This is a genomic window from Neorhizobium sp. DAR64862/K0K3 (genome assembly GCF_050500185.1).
GTDB classification, from domain to species: Bacteria; Pseudomonadota; Alphaproteobacteria; order Rhizobiales; family Rhizobiaceae; genus Neorhizobium; species Neorhizobium soli.
The window spans coordinates 1416865-1437897 of sequence record NZ_CP191450.1; the positions used below are offsets into that span (position 1 = coordinate 1416865).

At 57.7% G+C, this 21033-nt stretch carries 16 protein-coding genes; 13 read left to right on the top strand and 3 right to left on the bottom strand.

Features of this window, described 5'->3' with window-relative positions:
• The first annotated feature begins 131 nt into the window (after window positions 1-131).
• From ACQY1L_RS23350 to ACQY1L_RS23370, 5 genes are read left to right on the top strand one after another with little or no spacing between them, the layout of a single operon-like run.
• The gene (locus tag ACQY1L_RS23350; protein WP_430244883.1) at window positions 132-1493 is read left to right on the top strand and encodes an NAD(P)/FAD-dependent oxidoreductase; all 1362 of its coding nucleotides are present in this window, start codon (window positions 132-134) and stop codon (window positions 1491-1493) included.
• Window positions 1490-2305 (top strand): DUF1365 domain-containing protein, encoded by an 816-nt coding sequence (locus ACQY1L_RS23355; protein ID WP_430244885.1) that lies wholly within the window; start codon window positions 1490-1492, stop codon window positions 2303-2305. Before ACQY1L_RS23350 ends, ACQY1L_RS23355 begins: the two co-directional genes overlap by 4 nt.
• Complete coding sequence (locus ACQY1L_RS23360) at window positions 2292-3524, top strand: class I SAM-dependent methyltransferase (RefSeq protein WP_430244888.1); 1233 nt, start codon at window positions 2292-2294, stop codon at window positions 3522-3524. The genes ACQY1L_RS23355 and ACQY1L_RS23360 overlap by 14 nt, the downstream gene beginning before the upstream one ends.
• On the top strand, window positions 3517-3897 hold the full coding sequence (locus tag ACQY1L_RS23365) for a DUF2147 domain-containing protein (protein WP_192078754.1): 381 nt from the start codon (window positions 3517-3519) through the stop codon (window positions 3895-3897). Before ACQY1L_RS23360 ends, ACQY1L_RS23365 begins: the two co-directional genes overlap by 8 nt.
• A gap of 37 nt (window positions 3898-3934) precedes the next feature.
• Window positions 3935-4351 carry a DUF2177 family protein gene (locus ACQY1L_RS23370; RefSeq protein WP_062454982.1) on the top strand — a complete coding sequence of 139 codons (417 nt, stop codon included), beginning with the start codon at window positions 3935-3937 and terminating at the stop codon, window positions 4349-4351.
• 48 nt (window positions 4352-4399) lie between these two features.
• Here ACQY1L_RS23370 and ACQY1L_RS23375 read toward each other — a convergent pair whose 3' ends face one another.
• A complete protein-coding gene (locus tag ACQY1L_RS23375) occupies window positions 4400-6943 on the bottom strand; it encodes a DNA translocase FtsK (protein ID WP_430246035.1) in 2544 nt (847 codons plus the stop codon).
• Window positions 6944-7305: 362 nt separating this feature from the next.
• Between ACQY1L_RS23375 and paoA the strand changes: the two genes are divergently transcribed.
• Genes paoA through paoC form a run of 3 tightly spaced genes read left to right on the top strand, consistent with a single transcriptional unit; the run spans window position 7306 to window position 11111 of the window.
• A complete protein-coding gene (paoA, locus tag ACQY1L_RS23380) occupies window positions 7306-7953 on the top strand; it encodes an aldehyde dehydrogenase iron-sulfur subunit PaoA (protein ID WP_062454375.1) in 648 nt (215 codons plus the stop codon).
• Window positions 7950-8900: an FAD binding domain-containing protein gene (locus ACQY1L_RS23385; protein ID WP_430244890.1), complete on the top strand. Its 951-nt coding sequence runs from the start codon at window positions 7950-7952 to the stop codon at window positions 8898-8900. Before paoA ends, ACQY1L_RS23385 begins: the two co-directional genes overlap by 4 nt.
• Window positions 8901-8903: 3 nt before the next feature.
• Window positions 8904-11111 (top strand): aldehyde oxidoreductase molybdenum-binding subunit PaoC, encoded by a 2208-nt coding sequence (paoC, locus tag ACQY1L_RS23390; RefSeq protein ID WP_430244891.1) that lies wholly within the window; start codon window positions 8904-8906, stop codon window positions 11109-11111.
• A 56-nt stretch (window positions 11112-11167) separates the two neighbouring features.
• Here the strand turns inward: paoC and ACQY1L_RS23395 are convergent, their stop codons facing one another.
• Complete coding sequence (locus ACQY1L_RS23395) at window positions 11168-11416, bottom strand: hypothetical protein (protein WP_430244893.1); 249 nt, start codon at window positions 11414-11416, stop codon at window positions 11168-11170.
• Window positions 11417-11818: 402 nt separating this feature from the next.
• Between ACQY1L_RS23395 and ACQY1L_RS23400 the strand changes: the two genes are divergently transcribed.
• Window positions 11819-12586, top strand: a complete 768-nt coding sequence (locus ACQY1L_RS23400; protein WP_113110206.1) for an EAL domain-containing protein — start codon at window positions 11819-11821, stop codon at window positions 12584-12586.
• 566 nt (window positions 12587-13152) lie between these two features.
• Here the strand turns inward: ACQY1L_RS23400 and ACQY1L_RS23405 are convergent.
• On the bottom strand, window positions 13153-13458 hold the full coding sequence (locus ACQY1L_RS23405) for a helix-turn-helix transcriptional regulator (protein WP_430244895.1): 306 nt from the start codon (window positions 13456-13458) through the stop codon (window positions 13153-13155).
• 175 nt (window positions 13459-13633) lie between these two features.
• On the opposite strand from ACQY1L_RS23405, the gene ACQY1L_RS23410 reads away from it, so the two are divergent.
• From ACQY1L_RS23410 to ACQY1L_RS23425, 4 genes are all read left to right on the top strand, one after another.
• Window positions 13634-13981 carry a hypothetical protein gene (locus tag ACQY1L_RS23410; RefSeq protein ID WP_430244897.1) on the top strand — a complete coding sequence of 116 codons (348 nt, stop codon included), beginning with the start codon at window positions 13634-13636 and terminating at the stop codon, window positions 13979-13981.
• A complete protein-coding gene (locus tag ACQY1L_RS23415; protein WP_430244899.1) occupies window positions 13978-14364 on the top strand; it encodes a hypothetical protein in 387 nt (128 codons plus the stop codon). The genes ACQY1L_RS23410 and ACQY1L_RS23415 overlap by 4 nt, the downstream gene beginning before the upstream one ends.
• Window positions 14354-16336 carry an AAA family ATPase gene (locus ACQY1L_RS23420; protein WP_430244901.1) on the top strand — a complete coding sequence of 661 codons (1983 nt, stop codon included), beginning with the start codon at window positions 14354-14356 and terminating at the stop codon, window positions 16334-16336. Before ACQY1L_RS23415 ends, ACQY1L_RS23420 begins: the two co-directional genes overlap by 11 nt.
• 339 nt (window positions 16337-16675) lie before the next feature.
• The gene (locus tag ACQY1L_RS23425) at window positions 16676-21028 is read left to right on the top strand and encodes a hypothetical protein (RefSeq protein WP_430244902.1); all 4353 of its coding nucleotides are present in this window, start codon (window positions 16676-16678) and stop codon (window positions 21026-21028) included.
• Window positions 21029-21033: the final 5 nt, after the last annotated feature.

A 21033-nucleotide genomic window follows, 5' to 3' on the forward strand; every position in this document is an offset into this window, starting at 1 on the left:
AGTTTCATGGGCTTGGAAAAAATGTCGCAAAAAGAAGTGATATTGCGTGAAACTCTCTATCTCAATCTCTCGTAATGATTACAGAGCCCACAGGGCAGGTGATCGATTGCTTTGGGAGCTGGGGGAATTGTATGGCATTTCGTGAGACGCATAGGACCTCGGGACGTCGACGCATCGCAGTTGTCGGCAGTGGAATATCCGGCATGTCCGCTGCATGGCTTCTGGCCAAGGCCCACGATGTTACCATATTCGAGGCAGCCGATCGTATCGGCGGCCACAGCCATACCGTGGATTTCGACGCATCGGGAAGAACCGTTTCCGTCGACACCGGCTTCATCGTCTATAACGAGGTGACCTATCCTAATCTGACGGCGTTGTTCCGTCATCTGGATGTTCCAACCACGGCCTCCAGCATGTCCTTCGCCGTCTCGCTCGACGATGGCGGTTTCGAATATTCTGGTGGCACAGGGTTCGGACTGTTCGCCCAGAAGTCCAACATCGTCAGCCCACGCTTCTGGTCGATGATGCGCGATCTCGTCCGCTTCTACCGCAATGCTCCCCGTGATCTGTCGACGATGGGCGGTTTGTCACTCGATGACTACCTCGACCGACATCACTACGGACGGGCGTTCCGCGACGACCATCTCTACCCGATGGCGGCTGCGATCTGGTCGATGCCCGCGGGTAAGGTGGGTGAGTATCCCGCGGTCAACTTCGTCCGCTTCTGCGGCAATCACGGGCTGCTCGAACTCTGGAACCGGCCGATCTGGCGCACGGTGACGGGCGGAAGCCGGGAATATGTGGATCGCCTGACAGCTGACTTTCGCGATCGCATTCGCCTGTCGACGCCCGTCCAGGCGATCAGGAGAACCGGTGGCGGTGTTGAAATTTCCACCGGACCGGACGGATGGCAGGCATTTGACGAGGTGGTGATCGCAACGCATGCCGATCAGGCACGTCGTCTCCTGTCGGACGTTGATGACCACGAGGCACGCATTCTGGGGGCCTTCCGCTATTCCCGCAACGAGGCGATCCTGCACAGCGACCAGAGCTTCATGCCGAAGCGCAAGGGCGCATGGTCCAGCTGGAATTATTCGGCAAAGACCGGCGAGGCGCAGGTCCAGCCTGCCATCACCTACTGGATGAACAAGCTGCAGCCGCTTGGCGATGCGCCGCCGACCTTCGTGACGCTCAATCCCCCGCGTCAGCCCCGCGAGGACGCCGTCATTCGGCGCGAGATCTACGAGCATCCGATCTTCGACATGGCAACCGAACGGGCACAACGGGAAATCTGGTCGCTTCAGGGTGTGCGCAACACATGGTTCTGCGGCGCCCACTTCGGCTCGGGCTTTCATGAAGACGGCCTCCAGGCAGGCCTGGCGGTCGCGGAAGATCTTGGCGGCGTTCGGCGTCCCTGGAAGGTCGCCGAGGAAAGCGCCCGGATCGTGCGCCGGCCGCTCGGTGCTACCGTTCCGATCGAGGTCACGGCATGACGGCTTCGTTTCGGTCGGCGCTTTATCCCGGTCATGTCACGCATGCACGCATGCGGCCGAAAGAGCATCGGCTGGCCTACAGGATCTATTCGCTGCTGATCGATCTCGATGAGCTCGACGCGCTTGATCGCGGCCTGAAACTGTTTTCCGTCGACCGGTTCAATCTATTCTCGTTTCGGCAAAGAGATCGCGGCGACCGCTCGGGATCCGATCTTCGGGGCCAGATAGAGCAATGGATGCGCGCCGCAGGGCTCGAGCCTGATGGCGGGTCGATCAAGCTTCTCACCATGCCGAGAATACTCGGCTGGGCCTTCAATCCGCTCAGCATCTTCTTCTGCTACGGGCTCGACGGCGAGGTGAAGGCGATCCTGTGGGAAGTGGACAACACATTCGGAGAACGACATGGCTACCTCATCCCGGCCGATAATCGTGTCGGCGGCGAGATCGTCCAGCACTGCGACAAAGCATTTTATGTCTCGCCGTTCATGGACATGGACCAGCGCTATACCTTTCGCGTGACGCCGCCGTCCGAACGGCTGTCGATCAAGATCGATACATTCGACGCCGAGGGGCTGATGCTGACCGCGCGTCATCTCGCGCACCGCCGTGATCTGACAGACCGGGCGCTTCTCAAGGCCTTCTTCGCCATTCCCTTCCTGACGCTCCGTGTCGTCGGCGGCATCCATTGGGAAGCACTGAAAATCTGGCTCAAGGGCGTGCGTTTGCGCAAGCGTCCAAGGCCACCGGGAAACCCCGTCTCCGTCACTCCTGCTGTTCCCCTACGCAAAGTGGAAATCCATGAGCCAATCTGACGAATTCACCTCCGTGACGACCGATCGCACACCCGGAGCTGGCGTTGCCGGCTTCGGCGCGCGGGTTGTGAACCGGCTGCTGAGCGGTATCCGCTACGGTTCCATTGGCGTTGTGCTGCCTTCCGGTCGCACCATCGAGATGGCCGGGCCGGAAAAAGGGCCGGACGCCGTTATCGTCATCAAGCGCTGGCGGATGCTGAGCCGCGTTCTGCATGCGGGCGACATCGGTTTTGCAGAAGGATATCTCAAGCAGGAATGGACGACACCTGATCTTACCAATGTGATCCGGTTTGCTGCGCGCAACCGGCATGGGCTGACGCTTGCGACCCATGGGGGCTATCTCGGCCGGATCGCGGTTCGCCTGTCGCATCTTCTCAACGCCAATACCAAGCGTGGCAGCAAACGCAATATCGAGGCCCATTACGATCTCGGCAACGAGTTCTACGCTGAGTGGCTAGACCCTTCGATGTTCTATTCCTCGGCGCTCTACGAGCATCAGGGACAGTCTCTCGAAGATGCCCAGCGTCAAAAACTCGAGCGTATCCGCGAAAAGCTCGCCATGAGCCACGGCGACAGCGTGCTTGAGATCGGCTGCGGCTGGGGCGCTCTTGCCTTGGACCTCGCACAAAACGTCAATGCCCGGGTCACCGGCCTTACTCTTTCTCCTTCGCAGCTGGCCTTTGCAAACGAGCGCATCCGGCAGGCCGGCGTGGAAGGGCAGATCGATCTCCGACTGCAGGACTACCGCGATACATCAGGGCAATTCGACCGGATCGTCTCGATCGAGATGTTCGAAGCGGTCGGAGAGGCCTATTGGCCAGCTTATTTCGACACCATCCGTCGCTGTTTGAAGCCCGGTGGCCGTGCGGTTTTGCAGGTGATCTCGATCAACGAGGACCGCTTCGATTCCTACAGGCGCAATCCGGATTTCATCCAGAAATACGTGTTTCCGGGAGGATTTCTTCCCTCGGACAGCGCGTTCACGGCAGCCGTTGAGAAATCCGGGCTTGTCGTCAGCGACATCGAACATTTTGGCGCGTCCTATGCGCGGACGCTGGCCGAGTGGCGGACGCGGTTTCACGCCGCTTGGCCGAAGATTGCGGAACTCGGTTTCGACGGCCGTTTCCGTAGGTTGTGGGACTACTACCTTTGCTATTGCGAGGCTGGCTTCGAGGAGGAAGCGATCAATGTTGGCTTCTATACGATTGAACATGCGTAATCTGGGTTTGCGAATCGGTGCTGTCGCAGCACTCTTGTCACTGTCGGCAGGGCCGCTTCTTGCCGCTGATCTGGACGGCAACTGGGCTCGTGGCGACGGCAATGCCAAGGTCGAGATTGCGCCTTGCGGCGCCCAGATCTGCGCCACCAACACATGGATCAAGCCCGGATCGGGGAGCGAGAAGGCCGGCGACAAGCTGGTCATGACGATCGACCGGACAGCTGACGGCTCCTATTCCGGTACCGCCTTTGATCCACAACGCAACATGACGTTCAAGATCACAGTCGTTGTCGCGGAAAAGAAGATGACGACGAAAGGCTGCGTTGCTGGCGGTATTCTTTGCCGTGCCGTCAACTGGTCCCGCATCGACTGACACAGAAAGAGGGAACGAACCCATGGCGAAGATCTCGCTGAAGACGCTGGCTCTTGCCTACATCACCACGTTCATCGTGTTCGGCGCGATAGACTCCGTCTGGCTCAGCACGATGACAAGCCTGCTTTACCGGCCGGTCATGGGCGACATGCTTCTGCCGAGTTTCCGTCTCGCGCCTGCCGTGATCTTCTACCTTCTCTACATCGGCGGACTGACGCTGATGGCAGTGCGTCCGGCCCTGATTGCAGGCGGTGTCGGAGCAGCGGTGCGGCAGGGAGCGGCGATCGGGTTCATGTCGTACATGACCTACGATCTCACCAACCATGCGGTCATGAAGAACTGGTCGACGCTGCTTTCCGTGGCCGACATCATTTGGGGAACCTTGCTTTCGGGTCTCGCCAGCGGTCTTGCCACCTGGATCGTTCTGCGGTTCTTCAGAACAAAACACCACTAGCGTTCGAAAACAATATGGCCGGGAAATCCCGGCCATATCTTTGAGCTATTACTGTTCAGGCTCCTCGGCCACGGTCGGCTGACCGCGCTGGTCGAGTATCTCTCGTTTGCCCACATGGTTGGCCGGTCCGACCAGCCCATCCTTCTCCATGCGTTCGACAAGCGATGCGGCCCTGTTGTAGCCGATCGACAGGCGGCGCTGGATGTAGGAGGTCGAGCACTTCTTGTCGCGCATGACGACCTTGATCGCCTGCTCGTACATCTCGTCCCGGTCTTCCTCGCTGATCGCGGACCTGTCGAAGACCGCCTGGTCTTCTTCCTCGACCTCTTCACCCTCTTCGTCTTCGGTGACGCTGCCGAGATAGAGCGGCTGGCCTTGGGTCTTCAGATGCGCAACGATGCGCTCGACTTCCTGGTCCGATACGAAGGGACCGTGAACGCGAGCAATGCGTCCGCCGCCCACCATATGCAGCATGTCGCCCTGACCGAGCAGGTTTTCAGCACCCTGTTCGCCAAGGATCGTACGGCTGTCGATCTTGGACGTCACCTGGAAGGAGATACGGGTCGGGAAGTTCGCCTTGATCGTACCGGTGATGACGTCGACCGAAGGCCGCTGCGTCGCCATGATCAGGTGGATGCCGGCAGCACGCGCCATCTGCGCAAGCCGCTGGATCGCACCTTCGATCTCCTTGCCGGCCACCATCATCAGGTCGGCCATCTCGTCGACGATGACGACGATATACGGCAACGGCGTCAGGTCCATGTCCTGCTGCTCGTTGATCGGCTCGCCGGTCTGACGGTCGAAACCGACCTGGACGCTGATCGAGATGACCTCGCCGGATGCGGACGCGGCCGCCACACGAGCGTTGAAGCCGTCGATATTGCGAACGCCGAGACGCGACATCTTGCGATAGCGGTCTTCCATTTCGCGCACGGCCCATTTCAGCGCCAGAACCGCTTTCTTGGGGTCGGTCACGACAGGGGTGAGCAGATGCGGGATACCGTCATAGGCCGACAATTCGAGCATCTTCGGATCGACCATGATCAGCCTGCACTGGTCCGGCCGCAGACGGTAGATCAGCGATAGGATCATCGTGTTGACCGCGACCGACTTGCCTGAACCGGTCGTGCCGGCGACGAGCAGATGCGGCATCTTCGCAAGCTCGGCGACGACGGGTTCTCCGCCGATCGTTTTGCCAAGGCAAAGCGGAAGCCTGAAGCCGGTACCCGCATAGGTGCCGCTTTCGATCAGCTCACGCAGGTAGACGGTTTCGCGCACGGGATTTGGCAGTTCGATACCGATCACGTTGCGACCGGGAACGACAGCCACGCGGGCCGAAAGCGCTGACATGGAGCGGGCGATATCGTCCGAAAGACCGATGACGCGCGAGGATTTGACGCCGGGTGCCGGGGCGAATTCGTAGAGCGTCACGACAGGGCCGGGACGAACGTCGATGATCTCGCCGCGGATGCCGAAATCCTCCAGCACGCTTTCCAAAAGCCCGGCGCTCTGTTCCAGGCTTTCCTGGCTGACGGGGCTGATCTGGTCGTCCACCGGTGCCTGCAGCAATTCGATCGACGGGAACTCGTAGTCGTCGGACGCATGCAGCGGTTCGGTGTTAAACGGCCGGATCGGAGAGATCGCGCGGGTCGCCATGACAACCTGCCGCGTCGACTTTACTGGCACAACGGGAGCGACCGCAGGCGCCGGGGCCTCGACGACGGTCTCAGCGATGACGGGCGCAACGATAACAGGCTCAGGAATGACAGGCTCAGGAATGACCGGAGCAGCGATGACGGGCGCATCCTGCACTGGAGGCACCACCGGATTTGGCGCAGCATCGTGGCCGGCCTGGCGCAACGTGATCGAACGATAGAGATCAAGCGGCGACGGCCCCACCGGAATTTCTTCAACCAGACGTTTGGTCAGGGTCTCGATCGGCTGGCGAATGACCGGCGCCCTCAGGGCAACCCGCACAGGTTCGGGCCGGACCGGCTGTTTCGGATAGGTCGGGAGCGGACGCTGAGCAACGAACACAGGTCTCTGCTCGACCTTTGGAGGGGGAGGCGGGGTCAGCGCGAACTCTTCGCCGGTGGCCTCTCCAAGGCTCATCACCTCGAAGAACAGATGATCCGGCAGGTTGGCGATCGGAGACTGTCTTTCAGTGCTAATCACGGGAGCATCAATCACTGCTTCAGGCTGCGGCGGCGCAACTGCGACCAGCACCGGTTCAACGGTTTCCCTGGCAAACGTGGCCCGGCGTTCCCTCAGCGCCTGATCGAGAGTGCCGACGAGATTGCGGGCGCCGGGTTCAGGCGACAGGAAGCTGGCGATAGAGGTCGACAGCGCGTCGCCGTCATGTCTTTGGGTGAAAGTAATCTCGGAAATCTCCTGAACGGCTGGCGCCGCCATAGAGGGAATGACAGCCTCGGGGACGGCGTGGGAAGCGACGGCTTCGCCCTCCGCTTCCGGGCCGGAGGGTGCCCCACGCCTGGAGATGGTTTTCTCCGGCGTGCGGGTGAAACGAACGGTCGGGCCCAACATGAAGGCCTTCTGCCAGTCCGGCAGCGCCTCGATCTCGTGGGCCTGCATCTGGACTGTCGACACGATGTCGCAAGCCACCTGTTGCCCCGCATTCGGGGGCTCAGGCGGATTTATGGGGTGAGAGTGGCCGGTATCCGGCAGTTCGGAAGCCTGGGCTTCCAGCTTGTCAGTTTCGCGAAATTGCGGGCCTGTGAGACGCATTGCCACCAATGAAACCATATGAACAAATCTGGGACACGAACGTCCTTGGATATAAAACAAACATTAACCATGCGTTGCCGGCGCCGATAAATCGTCGAGCGCGGTGATGGCCTGTGACAAAAGGCGCCGGTGAAATGGTCTTTGGGACGGAACAGACTCGGGCAGTTGGTGGTTATTGGGTCAACTGTAGTCGTCAAGATGGAGCCCCCATGTCGAGTCCGAATTCGTTTGAAATGTCACGACGGGATCTTCTCGTCGCAACCGCTGCCGGCTCTGTGGCCGTGGCAAATAGCAACAGAGCTGCAAATGCGCAGGCGGCAACACCGCCTCCTCGGCCGGGGACGGCGACGTCGCGGGTGGGTTTTGTCGTCAACGGCACACGCCAGGATCTCGATCTCGACAACCGCACGACCCTGCTCGACGCGTTGCGTGAGAACCTGCACCTGACCGGCACCAAGAAGGGTTGCGATCACGGCCAGTGCGGCGCCTGTACTGTCATGGTCGATGGTCGCCGCATCAATTCGTGCCTGTCGCTTGCCATCATGCACGAGGGCTCCGAGATCACCACGATCGAAGGCCTTGGCACACCGGACGAGATGCATCCGATGCAGACGGCATTCGTCAAGCACGATGGCTTCCAGTGCGGCTATTGCACCCCTGGGCAAATCTGTTCCTCCGTCGCCGTTCTTGAAGAAATCAAGGCCGGCATACCGAGCCATGTAACGGAAGACCTGACAGCCCCCACGCAGGTTTCCGAGATGGAAATCCGCGAACGTATGAGCGGCAATATCTGTCGATGCGGGGCCTACCCGAACATTGTTGCGGCTATCACGGAAGTTTCGGGGAGGCAGGCATGAAACAGTTTACTTATGAACGCGCCGCATCACCGGCTGAAGCTGCGTCCAAGGCCGCCAACAACCAGAACGCCAAGTTCATCGCGGGAGGCACCAACCTCCTTGACCTGATGAAGCTAGAGATCGAATCACCGACCCATCTCATCGACGTCAACGGTCTCGACCTCGACAAGATCGAGCAGAGCGAAGATGGCGGCGTCCGGATCGGGGCGCTCGTGCGCAATACGGATCTCGCCTCGGACGAGCGCATCCGCCGCGACTACGGCGTGCTTTCGCGCGCACTTCTCGCAGGCGCATCGGGTCAGCTCCGCAACAAGGCAACGACGGCCGGCAACCTGTTGCAGCGGACGCGCTGTCCCTACTTCTACGACACCGCCCAGCCTTGCAACAAGCGCAAGCCCGGTAGCGGTTGTTCCGCCATCGGCGGCGTGACCCGCCAGCTGGGCGTGATCGGCGTCAGCGATGCTTGCATCGCCACCCACCCGGGCGACATGGCAATCGCCATGCGTGCCCTCGATGCAACTATCGAGACGGTCAAGCCCGATGGCGCAACACGCGCGATCCCGATGGCGGATTTCCACAAACTGCCCGGCGATACGCCCGAGATCGAAACCACGCTTGAGCGCGGCGAGATCATCACGGCTGTTACGCTGCCGGCACCTGTGGGCGGCAAGCACGTCTATCGCAAGGTGAGAGACCGTGCGTCCTACGCTTTCGCTCTTGTGTCGGTTGCCGCCATCATCCAGCCGGATGGCACCGGTCGCGTTGCGGTCGGCGGTGTGGCTCCCAAACCATGGCGCGTCGAAGAGGCGGAAGCCGACCTGCCGCAGGGATCCAAGGCCATGATGGCCAAGGTCTTTGCCGGCGCAAAGCCAACAGAAGAAAATTCATTCAAGGTGACACTGGCGGAGCGCACTCTGGCCGGCATCCTCGAAGAAACCAAGGGGTAAGCCATGCTATTCGATCGTCCCGCAACGACCAATCCCATCGATCAGATGAAGGTGGTTGGCCAGCACATCACGCGTATCGACGGCCCTAAGAAGGTCACCGGCACGGCGACCTATGCCTATGAATGGAACCATGCCAACCTCAATGTTGCCTACGGCTATCCCGTTGGCGCCGGTATAGCCAAGGGTCGGATCAGCTCGATGGATATCCAGGCGGCCCGCAACGCTCCGGGCGTTCTGGCTGTCGTCACGGCTGAAACGGCTGGCAAGCTCTCTAAGGGCAAGATGAATGCGGCCAAGCTTCTCGGTGGCCCCGAGATCTCGCATTATCACCAGGCCATCGCCGTCGTCGTCGCTGAAACCTTTGAGCAGGCCCGCGCCGCAGCGAGCCTTATCAAGGTGGATTACGTTCGCGCTCCCGGTTCCTACGATCTGGAAGCAGCGAAGGACACGGCCAAGAAGCCGGAGGGCTCCGAAGGTGAAGACGCAGACACCTCTGCCGGCAACTTCGACAAGGCGTTCGCCGAGGCAGCGGTCAAGTTCGACCAGACCTACACGACACCCGACCAGTCACATGCGATGATGGAGCCGCATTCGTCTCTCGCCATGTGGGACGGGGACGAAGTTACGGTCTGGACCTCGAACCAGATGATTGCCTGGAACAAGTCCGAAATGGCGATCACGCTCGGCATTGATCCGGAAAAGGTCCATATCATGTCGCCGTTTGTCGGCGGTGGTTTCGGCTCAAAGCTTTTCCTCCGGTCGGATGCGGTGCTTGCAGCGCTTGGTGCGAAAGCGGCGGGACGCCCCGTCAAGCTCGCGCTTCCGCGTCCGTTTGTGATGAACAACACGACGCACCGCCCGGCTACGATCCAGCGCATCCGCATCGGAACGACGCAGGAAGGCAAGATCACCGCGATTGCCCACGAAAGCTGGAACGGCAACCTGCCGGGTGGCAGCCTGGAGACAGCCGTGGCGCAGACTCGCCTTCTCTACGCCGGCGAAAACCGGATGACCTCCATGCGGCTTGCTGCACTCGATCTGCCCGAAGGCAATGCGATGCGCGCACCGGGCGAAGCGCCTGGCCTCATGGCGCTTGAAATCGCCATGGACGAACTGGCCGAGCAGCTCAAACTCGACCCCGTCGAATTGCGGATCATCAACGACACGCAGGTTGATCCGGAAAAGCCTGAACGGAAGTTCTCGCACCGTCAGCTGGTCGAATGTCTTCGCCGGGGTGCTGAAACCTTCGGCTGGGACAAGCGCAACGCCGAGACGGGTCGCGTCAAGGATGGACGCTGGATGGTTGGCATGGGTGTTGCGGCAGCGTTCCGCAACAACATGAACATGAAGTCTGGCGCCCGCGTGCGGCTCGATTCCGAAGGCGTCGTGACTGTCGAAACCGACATGACGGATATCGGTACGGGTAGCTACACGATCATCGCCCAGACCGCGGCCGAAATGATGGGCGTAACGATCGATAAGGTTGCCGTAGAGCTCGGCGATTCCCGCTTTCCGGCGTCGTCGGGATCGGGCGGACAGTGGGGCGGAAACAGCTCCACCGCCGGCGTCTACGCCGCATGCGTGGCGCTGCGAGATGCGATCTCGCAAAAGGTCGGCTTCAACTCAGCAGATGTCACGTTTGCGGACGGCCAGATCCGTTCCGGCAACCGCAGCATTGCTCTTGCTGAGGCAGCTGGCAAGGATGGTGTCGTTGCGGAAGATACGATCGAGTATGGCGATCTCGCAGAAGAGATGCAGCAGTCGACTTTCGGTGCCCATTTCGTCGAGGTCGGCGTCGACATGTACACGGCTGAAATCCGCGTTCGACGCATGCTGAGCGTCTGTGCAGCAGGGCGCATTCTCAACCCGATCACGGCCCGCAGCCAGGTCATCGGTGCGATGACGATGGGCGTAGGCGGCGCCTTCATGGAAGAACTGGCCGTCGACAAGCGCCGCGGCTTCTTCGTCAACCATGATCTGGCCGGCTACGAAGTTCCTGTCCATGCCGATATTCCGCATCAGGATGTCATCTTCCTCGATGAGACGGATCCGACCACCTCGCCGATGAAGGCAAAGGGTGTTGGCGAACTCGGCCTTTGCGGTGTGGCGGCAGCGCTTTCCAACGCCGTGCACAACGCAACCGGCGTGCGTATCCGGGATTACCCTGTCACGCTCGACAAGCTGCTGCGGGACATGCCGCAGGTCGGCTGATCCGCTCGGCACCATTACGCAAACCTTTGGCCGGAGCATCCACAGATGCTCCGGCCTTATATTTTTAGAACCTCGTCGCGCCAGAAGACGATAACATAGCCGCCGCGTGCTTCAGCGTTGGATGCCCATGCCTTGAACTGCGGCATATAGGGCGGATGACGCCACAGATCGGGATAGTCGGGATCGGCAAGGACCGTAATCTGCTGTCCTTCCCCATAGACCATCAGGTGGGATCTTTGAGGAGCCCACTCGTCGCCCAGTCCTTCGCGCGTTAGCCAATGGCACACGAAGTCGCGGCAAAGCATCGGTCGATCCTGGTAGATGGAACAGCCTTGTCCGGCAACGCAGTGCCTGCACCACTCGTCCGCAGGCTTGTTGAGATCATCAATGTCCGGCAACCGGCAGCAAAGGGTGCAGGTTCCGCACGCGCGGCCCTCGACAATGGCTGGTGTCATTCTTGCGATACGCTTCCTGCGTCTTGGGGATACCCCCGGTCTGCGACCTTCAAACAGTTTCGTTCAAGAGCCGCACGCGATTGAAGAGGCTGCCGGATCCAGAGTTGGGTGCGGGAGGCCGCAAAACGGCACCGCCCGGATATCACCGCAGGGGTGTGTGACGCAAGAAAAGCGCTTTGGTTTCGACGCATGCGGGAAACGGAAGTTTAATCGATGAGCCTTAAGTCTGATGCAAACGGAGATTTTTCCATAATGACGACGAGTTGCCAAGGCTGCCGCGACGGCGCAGCATTCGAACTACCGTTCTCGATGGCATTCCAGCCGATCGTCGACATCGCAACAGGCAAGATTTTCGCCCACGAAGCGCTTGTTCGCGGTCTAAACGGAGAAGGCGCCGGGTCAGTTCTATCGCAGGTGCAGGCCGACAACCGCTATGCGTTCGATCAGCAGTGCCGGGTCAAGGCGATCGAACTTGCCGCGCAGCTCTACGACCCCGCTGACGACGTGAAACTGTCGATCAACTTCATGCCGAACGCCGTCTACGAACCGCGGGCGTGTATCCGCCTGACGCTTGCCACGGCCATGAAGACGGGTTTTCCGCTTGATCGCATCATCTTCGAGTTCACCGAGAACGAGGAGTTGGATACCAAGCACGTCCTTCACATCCTGCGGACATACCGGGATATGGGCTTCAAAACTGCGATCGACGACTTCGGTTCAGGCCACTCCGGCCTCGGCCTCCTCAGTCATTTCCAGCCCGATATCGTCAAGCTGGATATGGACATGATCAGAGGGATCGACACCGATCCGGTCCGGCGCACCATCGTCAAGCACACGTTGCGGATGCTCGAAGAACTCAACATCGTGCCGCTCTGCGAAGGCGTCGAAACCGTCGGCGAAATGTCGGCCCTGCGGGACCTGGGCGTGTCCCTCATCCAGGGCTACCTGCTCGCCAAGCCAAGCTTCGAACACCTCGCCATCCCGGCTTCCGCGAAGGCGATGCTTGCTGCTGCTGCCTGAGAAGCGGCGGGATAGGCGACCCAGAGCGGAATGAAGGTCCGGGATCGGTATCGACGCAGTGGAAACAGGCAGAGATGCCGACTGGACGCTGGCAAGGGCAAGCTCAGGCTAGCTCGATTTGACGAGTGAAACAGCGCGTTCGTTCACGTTCGAGACAGCTTGACGTCAATCGAGACAGTACTTTTCGCGCCTGAATGCAGGTGGGGGATATTTCCAGAAGGGATGCAAAATCAACGCTCTCTAGAGCGAGTGGTGCACCGCGCGGGATAGAAACGCGAACCACCGTAAGTATTGGAAAATACTGATTAATATTGATCTATACAATGGTGGAGATTTAACTAGAAGGGTTCACGCCATGAAAAATGCAGGGGCTACTCCGATGGCTATCGCCTTAGATTTGGGCATGACACGTAGCGCGGTACAGCACCGTCTAACGCAACAGGAGCCAGATCCTGGTGAGCGAGTCGCGTTCAAACTTAATATTAATGGCTCGTAAGACACGAGTCAGCCCAGGATCCATCCAGCCTCTAAACGTTTTCAGGAATATTGTACGACGTCGATGCAAATCAGTTTTCAGTTCTCTTGCGTTTGGAAAGCGGAATGTTGTTTAGGGCATTGAGCTTTCCCGGATCGGCCTTGGTGTTTGCATTGAACAGTCCCCATCCTCTGCCATCGACTGGCGCGACGAATTCGATCCCCTGATCTTCATAGAAGCGCTGTAGCGAAGCTACGTAATGAACGATGACGTCGTCGCCTCGCTCGATTCGTTGAATCGTTTTGCGTGAAACCCCGACCACGGCTTCGACATCGTCCTGACTAAGGCCGAGGAACTCTCGAGCGATCTTCAAAATAGGGCGCGGAACATGCTGCATCAGGATTCATAACCACAGAAATCGGCGCGGAGCAAAATGCACGAGCAAAAATTGTTGACGCCCGCGTGTCTTTGTCCATAGTAGACGCCATTGGCGCCTTTAAGGCCTAATTGGAAACGAGTGCGCATCAAGAATTCATTGTGCACTTTCCATCAACCGTCTGAGGATACGACTCATGGATTTTCTCATCAGATCGCAAACCGCCCGTTTGAGGACACTGATTTCTGATCTCGAAAGTTTGGAGGCCGGTGAGGTTTCCGCTTCTGCATTGATGGGGTCGCCCTACCTGGATAACTGGCGTCAGGTTTTCAGAAGGTCGAGTTGCCTAGAGGGGGTTGTTATGGGACATCCCTCTCTTCCGGACGGCCACGTCATTTCTACAGGTGAAATCTGGGCGCAATTTCACGACGATGATGGGCACTTTGTTCGAACCCTCAATCGTTGGTATCGTCTGGTTGAACGGGGGAAAACTCCTGACGGATCTACCGATGGGCTTCCTTCTTTCGAGGGGGCACGAGAATGAAACTTCTTAGGTTTGACGAGCCGGATGACAATTCTTCGCTTCGGGCTATCAATTCAAGGCAGCGCATCCACAAGGAGTTGGCGGCGGACCTCCGGCTTGTTCTGAAAGAGCGATCCATGCCGCAACTCGATCCAGACGCGGTGACGCTGGTCGAGGACTGGACCATAGAGACATATACGTGCCCCATGCTCGTCGGTAGCTTCCGAAATCCGAGGAAGCGGGACGGCCTTCCTGCAGATTGGCTGAGTTTCAGTGGGCCGTTGGAACTGCTTTCACTAAACGCCAAAGTGGCTCGCTCTCTTACGCAATGGTACCGCCTTGGCGAACCATCACTTTTGGCAGAGAAGGCCTTGGAGATCTGGAGCTTTCCAGATGGACGATAACAGCGTCTATCTTGTCGAAGTCCCTCCTAGAAGCGCCTCGAGTCGACTTCGCGACTACTTCAGGAAGGCCCCTGGAGTCTTTGTCTTGCACGCGGCCTTCCGCCGAGCGCTACGATCGCAGCATCGACTTAGAAACGGCCTGCCGTCTACGGTAGTCGTGATTGTTGACACTGAGGAAATCGGCGATAGCCACCGTAAAGCGGCGGAGCTTGCGCTAACGGGACGTGTTGAGGCGTGGCCACATCTGCGAAGCCAATCGAAAGCCTACGTCCATGTGCTCGATCCGCCTTCAAAGAAAAAGCGGAAATCTCCGACTGCAATCCTTGAGCAGCACGGCGGGCACGACCTCATTCTCGTCCTTGCACGCAACAGATCCGAGGTGCCGGAAGAGTTGACAATTCTGGCCGACGACATTGTCGATCTGGAACCGCCCACAGCGGCCCACATCAACGCAGTTCGCCAACTCTTGGGACGTGACCGTATTGACGTATGTACCGCATCGGCAATCGCCAAATTGGATTTCTCGGTAATGGTGCCACTGGCGTGCAAGCCGCGGGTATCGCTGGATGTCGTACGTAGACTGACGAACGCCTCCAAGATTGCGATTGAAGACGATATGCCACGGCTTGAGGACCTGCCTGGCTACGGAAACGCACGAGAATGGGCGCTTGCCTTTGTTGAGGATGTTCGTCGATTCCATCGCGGAGAGATGGATTGGAAACATATGGACCGGGGCATCCTGATCTATGGACCACCAGGGACCGGCAAAACACTTCTCGCACAGGCGCTTGCAAAATCAGCAGGCCTGCCGCTGATCACTGCATCGGTTTCACAATGGCAATCGTACGGCCATTTAGGGGATCTACTCGGAGCGATGCGTCGGACATTCGAGACTGCTCAAGCGCAACAACCGGCTATTGTCTTCCTTGACGAGATTGATGCGATCGGCGACCGAACAAAGTTCTCAGACCACCATGCCAGCTATTCACGTCAGGTGGTCAACTACCTTCTCGAATCCATCGACGGCGCAGGTGGACGGCATCAGATCGTTGTCATCGGAGCAACGAATATGCCGGAAGCCATTGATGCCGCCCTGCTGCGAAGTGGGCGCCTGGAGCGGCATATCTCAGTGGACTTGCCCGACCAGAACGAGCGTCTCGACATACTGCAATTTCACCTTAAACTGACAGACGATATTACGAAGCTGAGGGAAATCGCGGAGGATCTGAACGGATGGAATGGTGCCGATCTGGAGATGATTGCCCGCGACGCCAAAAGGATTGGACGAAGGCAGAGCCGACCAGTCCAGATCGCCGACGTCGCCAATTCCCTACCGCCGGTTCAGGAAATCTCCGACGAATGTCTGCGACGCATAGCAATTCATGAAGCGGGTCATGTTGTTGTCGCAAATGTGCTGTCGCCAAATGCCAAGATCAGTGTTGCAATACGACGGAGAGTGAGATGGCTCGGCTCGCAAGTCCGTCAGCGCGGCGGCGCGGTGACATACGAGCTGCCAGAAGACGAGCGCTCAGTCGATACCAGCGATCACTTTGAATCCTTGATCTGCCGGATGCTGGCCGGCGCCGCGGCCGAGGATTGCGTGCTTGGGTATCGTTCGAGCGGCTTCTCTGGCTCGAAGGGAAGCGATCTCGACAAAGCCACTATCTTGGCAACCCAAATGGTGGCCTCGTACGGGATGGGAAATAGCCTTCCATTCCACATTGACGCCCGCGAGGTCACCGTCGAGAGCATAGGAAGGTTGCCAGACGCGGTCCGTGAAAATGTGAGCCAAATCCTCGACAAGCAATATTCCCGCGCGATTTCCATATTGATCGAAAACTACGCGCTTCTCGACAAAATTGCTGTTGAGTTAGTCCGGAGAGAAACGCTTACGGCGAAGGATGTGTACGCATTAGTAGCAGGCAGTGAGGCGGGTATGATACCGCCAATAGACCTTAAGCCTTCACGCTGAGGGCGCGGAACGGAAATCACTTGCGAATAGGGGCCTTCAGGTGACTGGCAGACTTAAATGCAGACCCGTATTTGCGGCCGTGGGGGAACGTGGTGCTAGAGGCAGGTGCCCATCGTATTCAATGCTTTTGCTGGAGGCGTTTCTCAACACGCATAACTACTGAAAGCATACTGACAAAGGCCCCTAAGTGAAATCGAATACCAACACGCGGTCTCTGGCTGTCGGTAGACTGAGAAAGCAAAGATGGGGACGATTACCTATCAATTTCTGCGCAATATCATTGGTTATTTCGCATCGTCACTCGCATTCGCGTCCCTGTCAGGCTAGGTTCGAAAAGATATGGCTAACCAACATAAATACACGCTAAGCGGACGCGTCACATCGGGTCACGTTTCCCTGAACCGCACATTTCACGAACTCTCCCGCTACGCAAGCGGGAGCGACGATAATGACGTTCTGCAGGCAATTTACGTTGGCAACTCGCTCACTTGGGAAGAGTTACTTACAGAGTATCGCGTAGTAATCCTCTCCGAAGCCGGGTCAGGTAAGACAGAAGAAATTCGTCAAACCGCCAAACGGTTACGGGACGAAGGTAAGGACGCATTTTTTCTCCGATTGGAGAACATACCAAGCCATTTCGAAGACGCTTTCGAAGAAGGCACTGTCGAACAATTCGATCAGTGGCTGGCATCCGGTCGCGAGGGTTGGTTGCTGTTAGACTCGGTCGACGAGGCACGGCTGCGGCATGCGCACGACTTCGAATTGGCGATCAAGAAGCTAGGTAACCGGATCAGGCTTGGGCTCGATCGCGCGCACCTAATTCTTACCGGCAGAGCATCGGCCTGGCGCCCGAAGACCGATCTCGAAAAATGTAAGCGCTATCTACCCTTTGCGCCCATTGTCGAAGCTGCAACACCAGATGTAGCGGCTGGGGATGCCGATTTTTTCGATTTCGACGAAGGGGAACAGAGCGCCTCTAAGGGGCGTGCCGGATCAACTGAGGCATCTGCAGAACAAAATGCGACCGCACCGTTCCGCATCGTAACTCTCGACCACCTGACTAAAGATCAGGTCAACCTTTTCGCTCAAAGGCGGGGTATCATCGACTCCCACGATTTTATCGATGCCATCGAACGCGCCGACGCATGGTCATTCACGACGCGCCCGCAAGACTTAGAAGACCTCATTGTCTTTTGGCTGGATCGCAGACTGATAGGCGGACGCCTTGAGATCATGCGGAACAGCATAGAACGCAGGCTGAAGGAACGAGATCAGAACCGCGCCGATACGCTGCCGCTTTCATACGAGAAAGCTCTAGCGGGCGCGCGCCTCTTGGCTGCCGCAACTACACTCGGTAGCAACCCGGCGATCCAGGTGCCAGACGAGGCTGAAGATTTGCAGGGGATCTCGGTAGAGAAGGTCTTGCCGGGCTGGACCGCAAGTGAGCGAAAAGCGCTTCTCCAGCGACCTGTTTTCGATCCTCCAACATACGGCGCAGTTCGCTTTCATCATCGGACCGTTCGCGAATACCTGACGGCAGAATGGCTTAACGAGCTGCTGATACATCCAACATCCCGCAGAGTAGTGGAGGATATGTTCTTCAAGGCCCAGTATGGCGAAGAGATTGTCGTCCCGCTCACCCGTCCTGTGCTTCCTTGGCTTGCACTGTTCGACGAAAAAATCCGCGAACGAGTAGCTAAAGTTGCGCCGGAGGTCCTCTTCGAAGGCGGAGATCCGGCAGCATTGCCGTTGCCGCTCCGCCGACGAATTCTCGACGACGTGACGAGCGAAATCGCACAAAGCAATACTCCAAAATCCCCGACCAGCATTGCAGCGGTTCAAAGGTTCGCAAATCGAGATCTGGGAGCAGACATTCGACGGCTTCTCTGCCAGTACGAAGATGTCGAAGACGCAGCGGCATTCTTACTGCGTATGATCTGGCTAGGACAAATCAACGATGCCCTTCCGGAGGCAAAGCGGCAAGCGTTCAAGGCCACAGCCGGAACGTATCGCCGGATAGCCGCGTTCCGCGCCGTGAAGGAAGTTGGTGCGCCATCCGATATCGGAGACGTTCGGAACGCCGTATTACGGGAAGCCACCACTATTCGGCGCGAATGGGTGAGCGAGCTTATTAGAGATCTTAAGGCAGGAGAGGCAGAAGTTCGGTGGCTTCTATCAGCTATCTCGAAGGCGGCTGTTAGCCAACGTTACACTCTCGATATGCTCGGAGATGCCGTTGAAAAATTCGTACTGCAGGCGCCAGTAGATCAACTGCAGAGTCTCATTGGCGGTTTCTATGAACTGCTTGTAAGGCCACCCCACATCGATGCTGGATATGCGCCAGTTTCCAAGGAATTTACGTGGCTGCTTCAGTCCAGCGTTAAAGCATTGGAACGTCTCGTGGTCGAAAGGAACCCGGCTTCGCTATCGCTGGCTGCGCTCGGCATTATTCACATGGCGCACTCTGTCAAGCATTTCGCCCACGACCTCCGCGAGACGAAAACAGATCTCCCTAACTTGGTCCCCGCCTGGTCTGAACTAAACCGTGCGAGTTTTTGGTTCGAGATCGCAGAGGCACGGCGTTCGCGTCGCGGGAACGCAATTACCAGCTACTGGCAGGCATCGCGCTTTGGGCAGTTTTGGAGTTTTGGTGCGGACGATTTTGACTATCTGCTTGGAGAGATCCACTCGCGATCGGTTAGTGACGATAAGCTCGTTGCGCTGTCGGCGGCTTCTCAGTCCTATATCCAAGGTGGACGTCGACGTGATCAATACGAGAGGTTGAAATCGGCGACTAAAGACGATCCAATGCTTCTACACCAATTTAGAGCTTTCATGGACCCTCCGCCGCCTAGGGCGATCTCTACCCAGGAAGCGCGTTGGCAGGTTCAGATGAAAGCGAGAGAACGGCGGGAAAAGTCTAATCGACTTAGAGCTCGCGAGCAAATTCGACAACAAGTTGACACTATCAAAGATCCTGGTTTCAACAATCCCAATGATATTTCCAGAACGCAGTGGTATCTGCAGCACCAGATACGTGAGCAATCGGATCGAACCGGCAAATGGGCGACCGGTAACTGGCGAGCGCTCGAGCCCGAGTTCGGTGAGGAGGTTGCTCGTGCGTTTCGCGACGGTGCTATTGCACACTGGCGCCGAGCGGTTCCCAAGCTGCTCTCAGAAGGCGCCGAAGCCAATCAAACGCCAGCCTCCGTCGTCTTTGGCCTCACAGGCCTTGCAATAGACTCTCTTGAGACACTGCATTGGGAACAAACCTTAAGCCGGGAAGAAGCACTACTGGCGGCAAGGTATGCAATGCACGAGCTCAATGGTTTTCCGGATTGGTTCCCGCGCCTCTACATGGTTCATACCGATTCCATCTCGGATTTTCTCATGCATGAAATAGAGTTTGAGATTAATCGCGGAGGTGAAGAGGGAATGCACTATATCGTAGACGATTTGGCGTGGTCGGGTCAGTGGGCGTGGCCGGTGCTCGGCCCGCGTATCCTTGATCTTCTGCAAAAATTCGAACCTAAAAATGCGGAAGCGCTTAATAAGCTTATTGAGGTCGTTCTTAACTCAGCCGTTGACAGCGCTAGTATCGGCGCTCTGGTTAAAAGGCGGCTCGACTCCCGCCACACTCTACGGCACCCAGTTCAGTGGTATACAGTCTGGACAGGGATAGACCCTGAAAAAGCAGTGCCGGCTTTCGAAAAATATTTGCTGGGGCTTCCCAACGAACAAGCTAAATCTAACGCTGCTATGAGCTACATAACTCATCTGTTTGGGGACAAGCATCACGAAAAACCCTTAGCTCGGGCTGCGTTCCGCACGCCGCCGATCCTAAGGGATTTATACGTGCTTATGCATCGATACATTCGGCGAGCCGACGACATAGACCGCGCCAACGGAGGTGTGTATTCGCCTACGTTACGCGACAAGGCGCAAGATGCCCGCAATGCCATCTTCAACGTCCTAAATGGCATCCCCGGAAAGGACGCCTATATTGCGATGATTGAGATCGCAGAGGCCGAGAGCGACACCTCAACAAAATCGTGGATTCGGTTTCGTGCCCATGAGAAAGCTGAACTGGAGGGAAATCTCGCTCCTTGGACGCCTGAGCAAATTCGCGACTTTCACGACAAACAGGATAGGACTCCGTCCAATCACACTGACCTAGCGGACCTGGTGGTCAACCGCATTCTTGATCTCAAAGACGACCTCGAGAACGGAGATAGCAGCATTGCCCGCATCCTCATGTCAGTCGACGAGGAAACCGACATGCGCAATTTTCTCGGTCGCGAGTTCAGAGAAAAAGCTGCAGGGCGCTATTGCCTTTCGCAGGAAGGAGAACCTGCTGATCCTAAATCGACCGAGCTGAGGTTCCAAGGAATCTGCTTTGATGGGCCTTTCCCGGTTGAAACAAGATTAGCAGACAATTGGACCGGGACTGAACTCTTCGAACGTTTGGAAAATCAATTGTCCGGAGAGTGCTTGGGCGATAGACGGTCATCGCGCGGCGCGTTCCTGATGGTCTATCAAGGAAACAGAGCGACTTGGGAATTGCCGAACGGGAGGCAAATGTCTTTTGATGGTCTTGTAGAGGCTTTGAAAAAGCACTGGATCGATCTTTCGCCTAGCTACCCAAATGTCGACGAATTGACAATCATCGGGTTGGATCTCACCCGCCAATAGTGCGG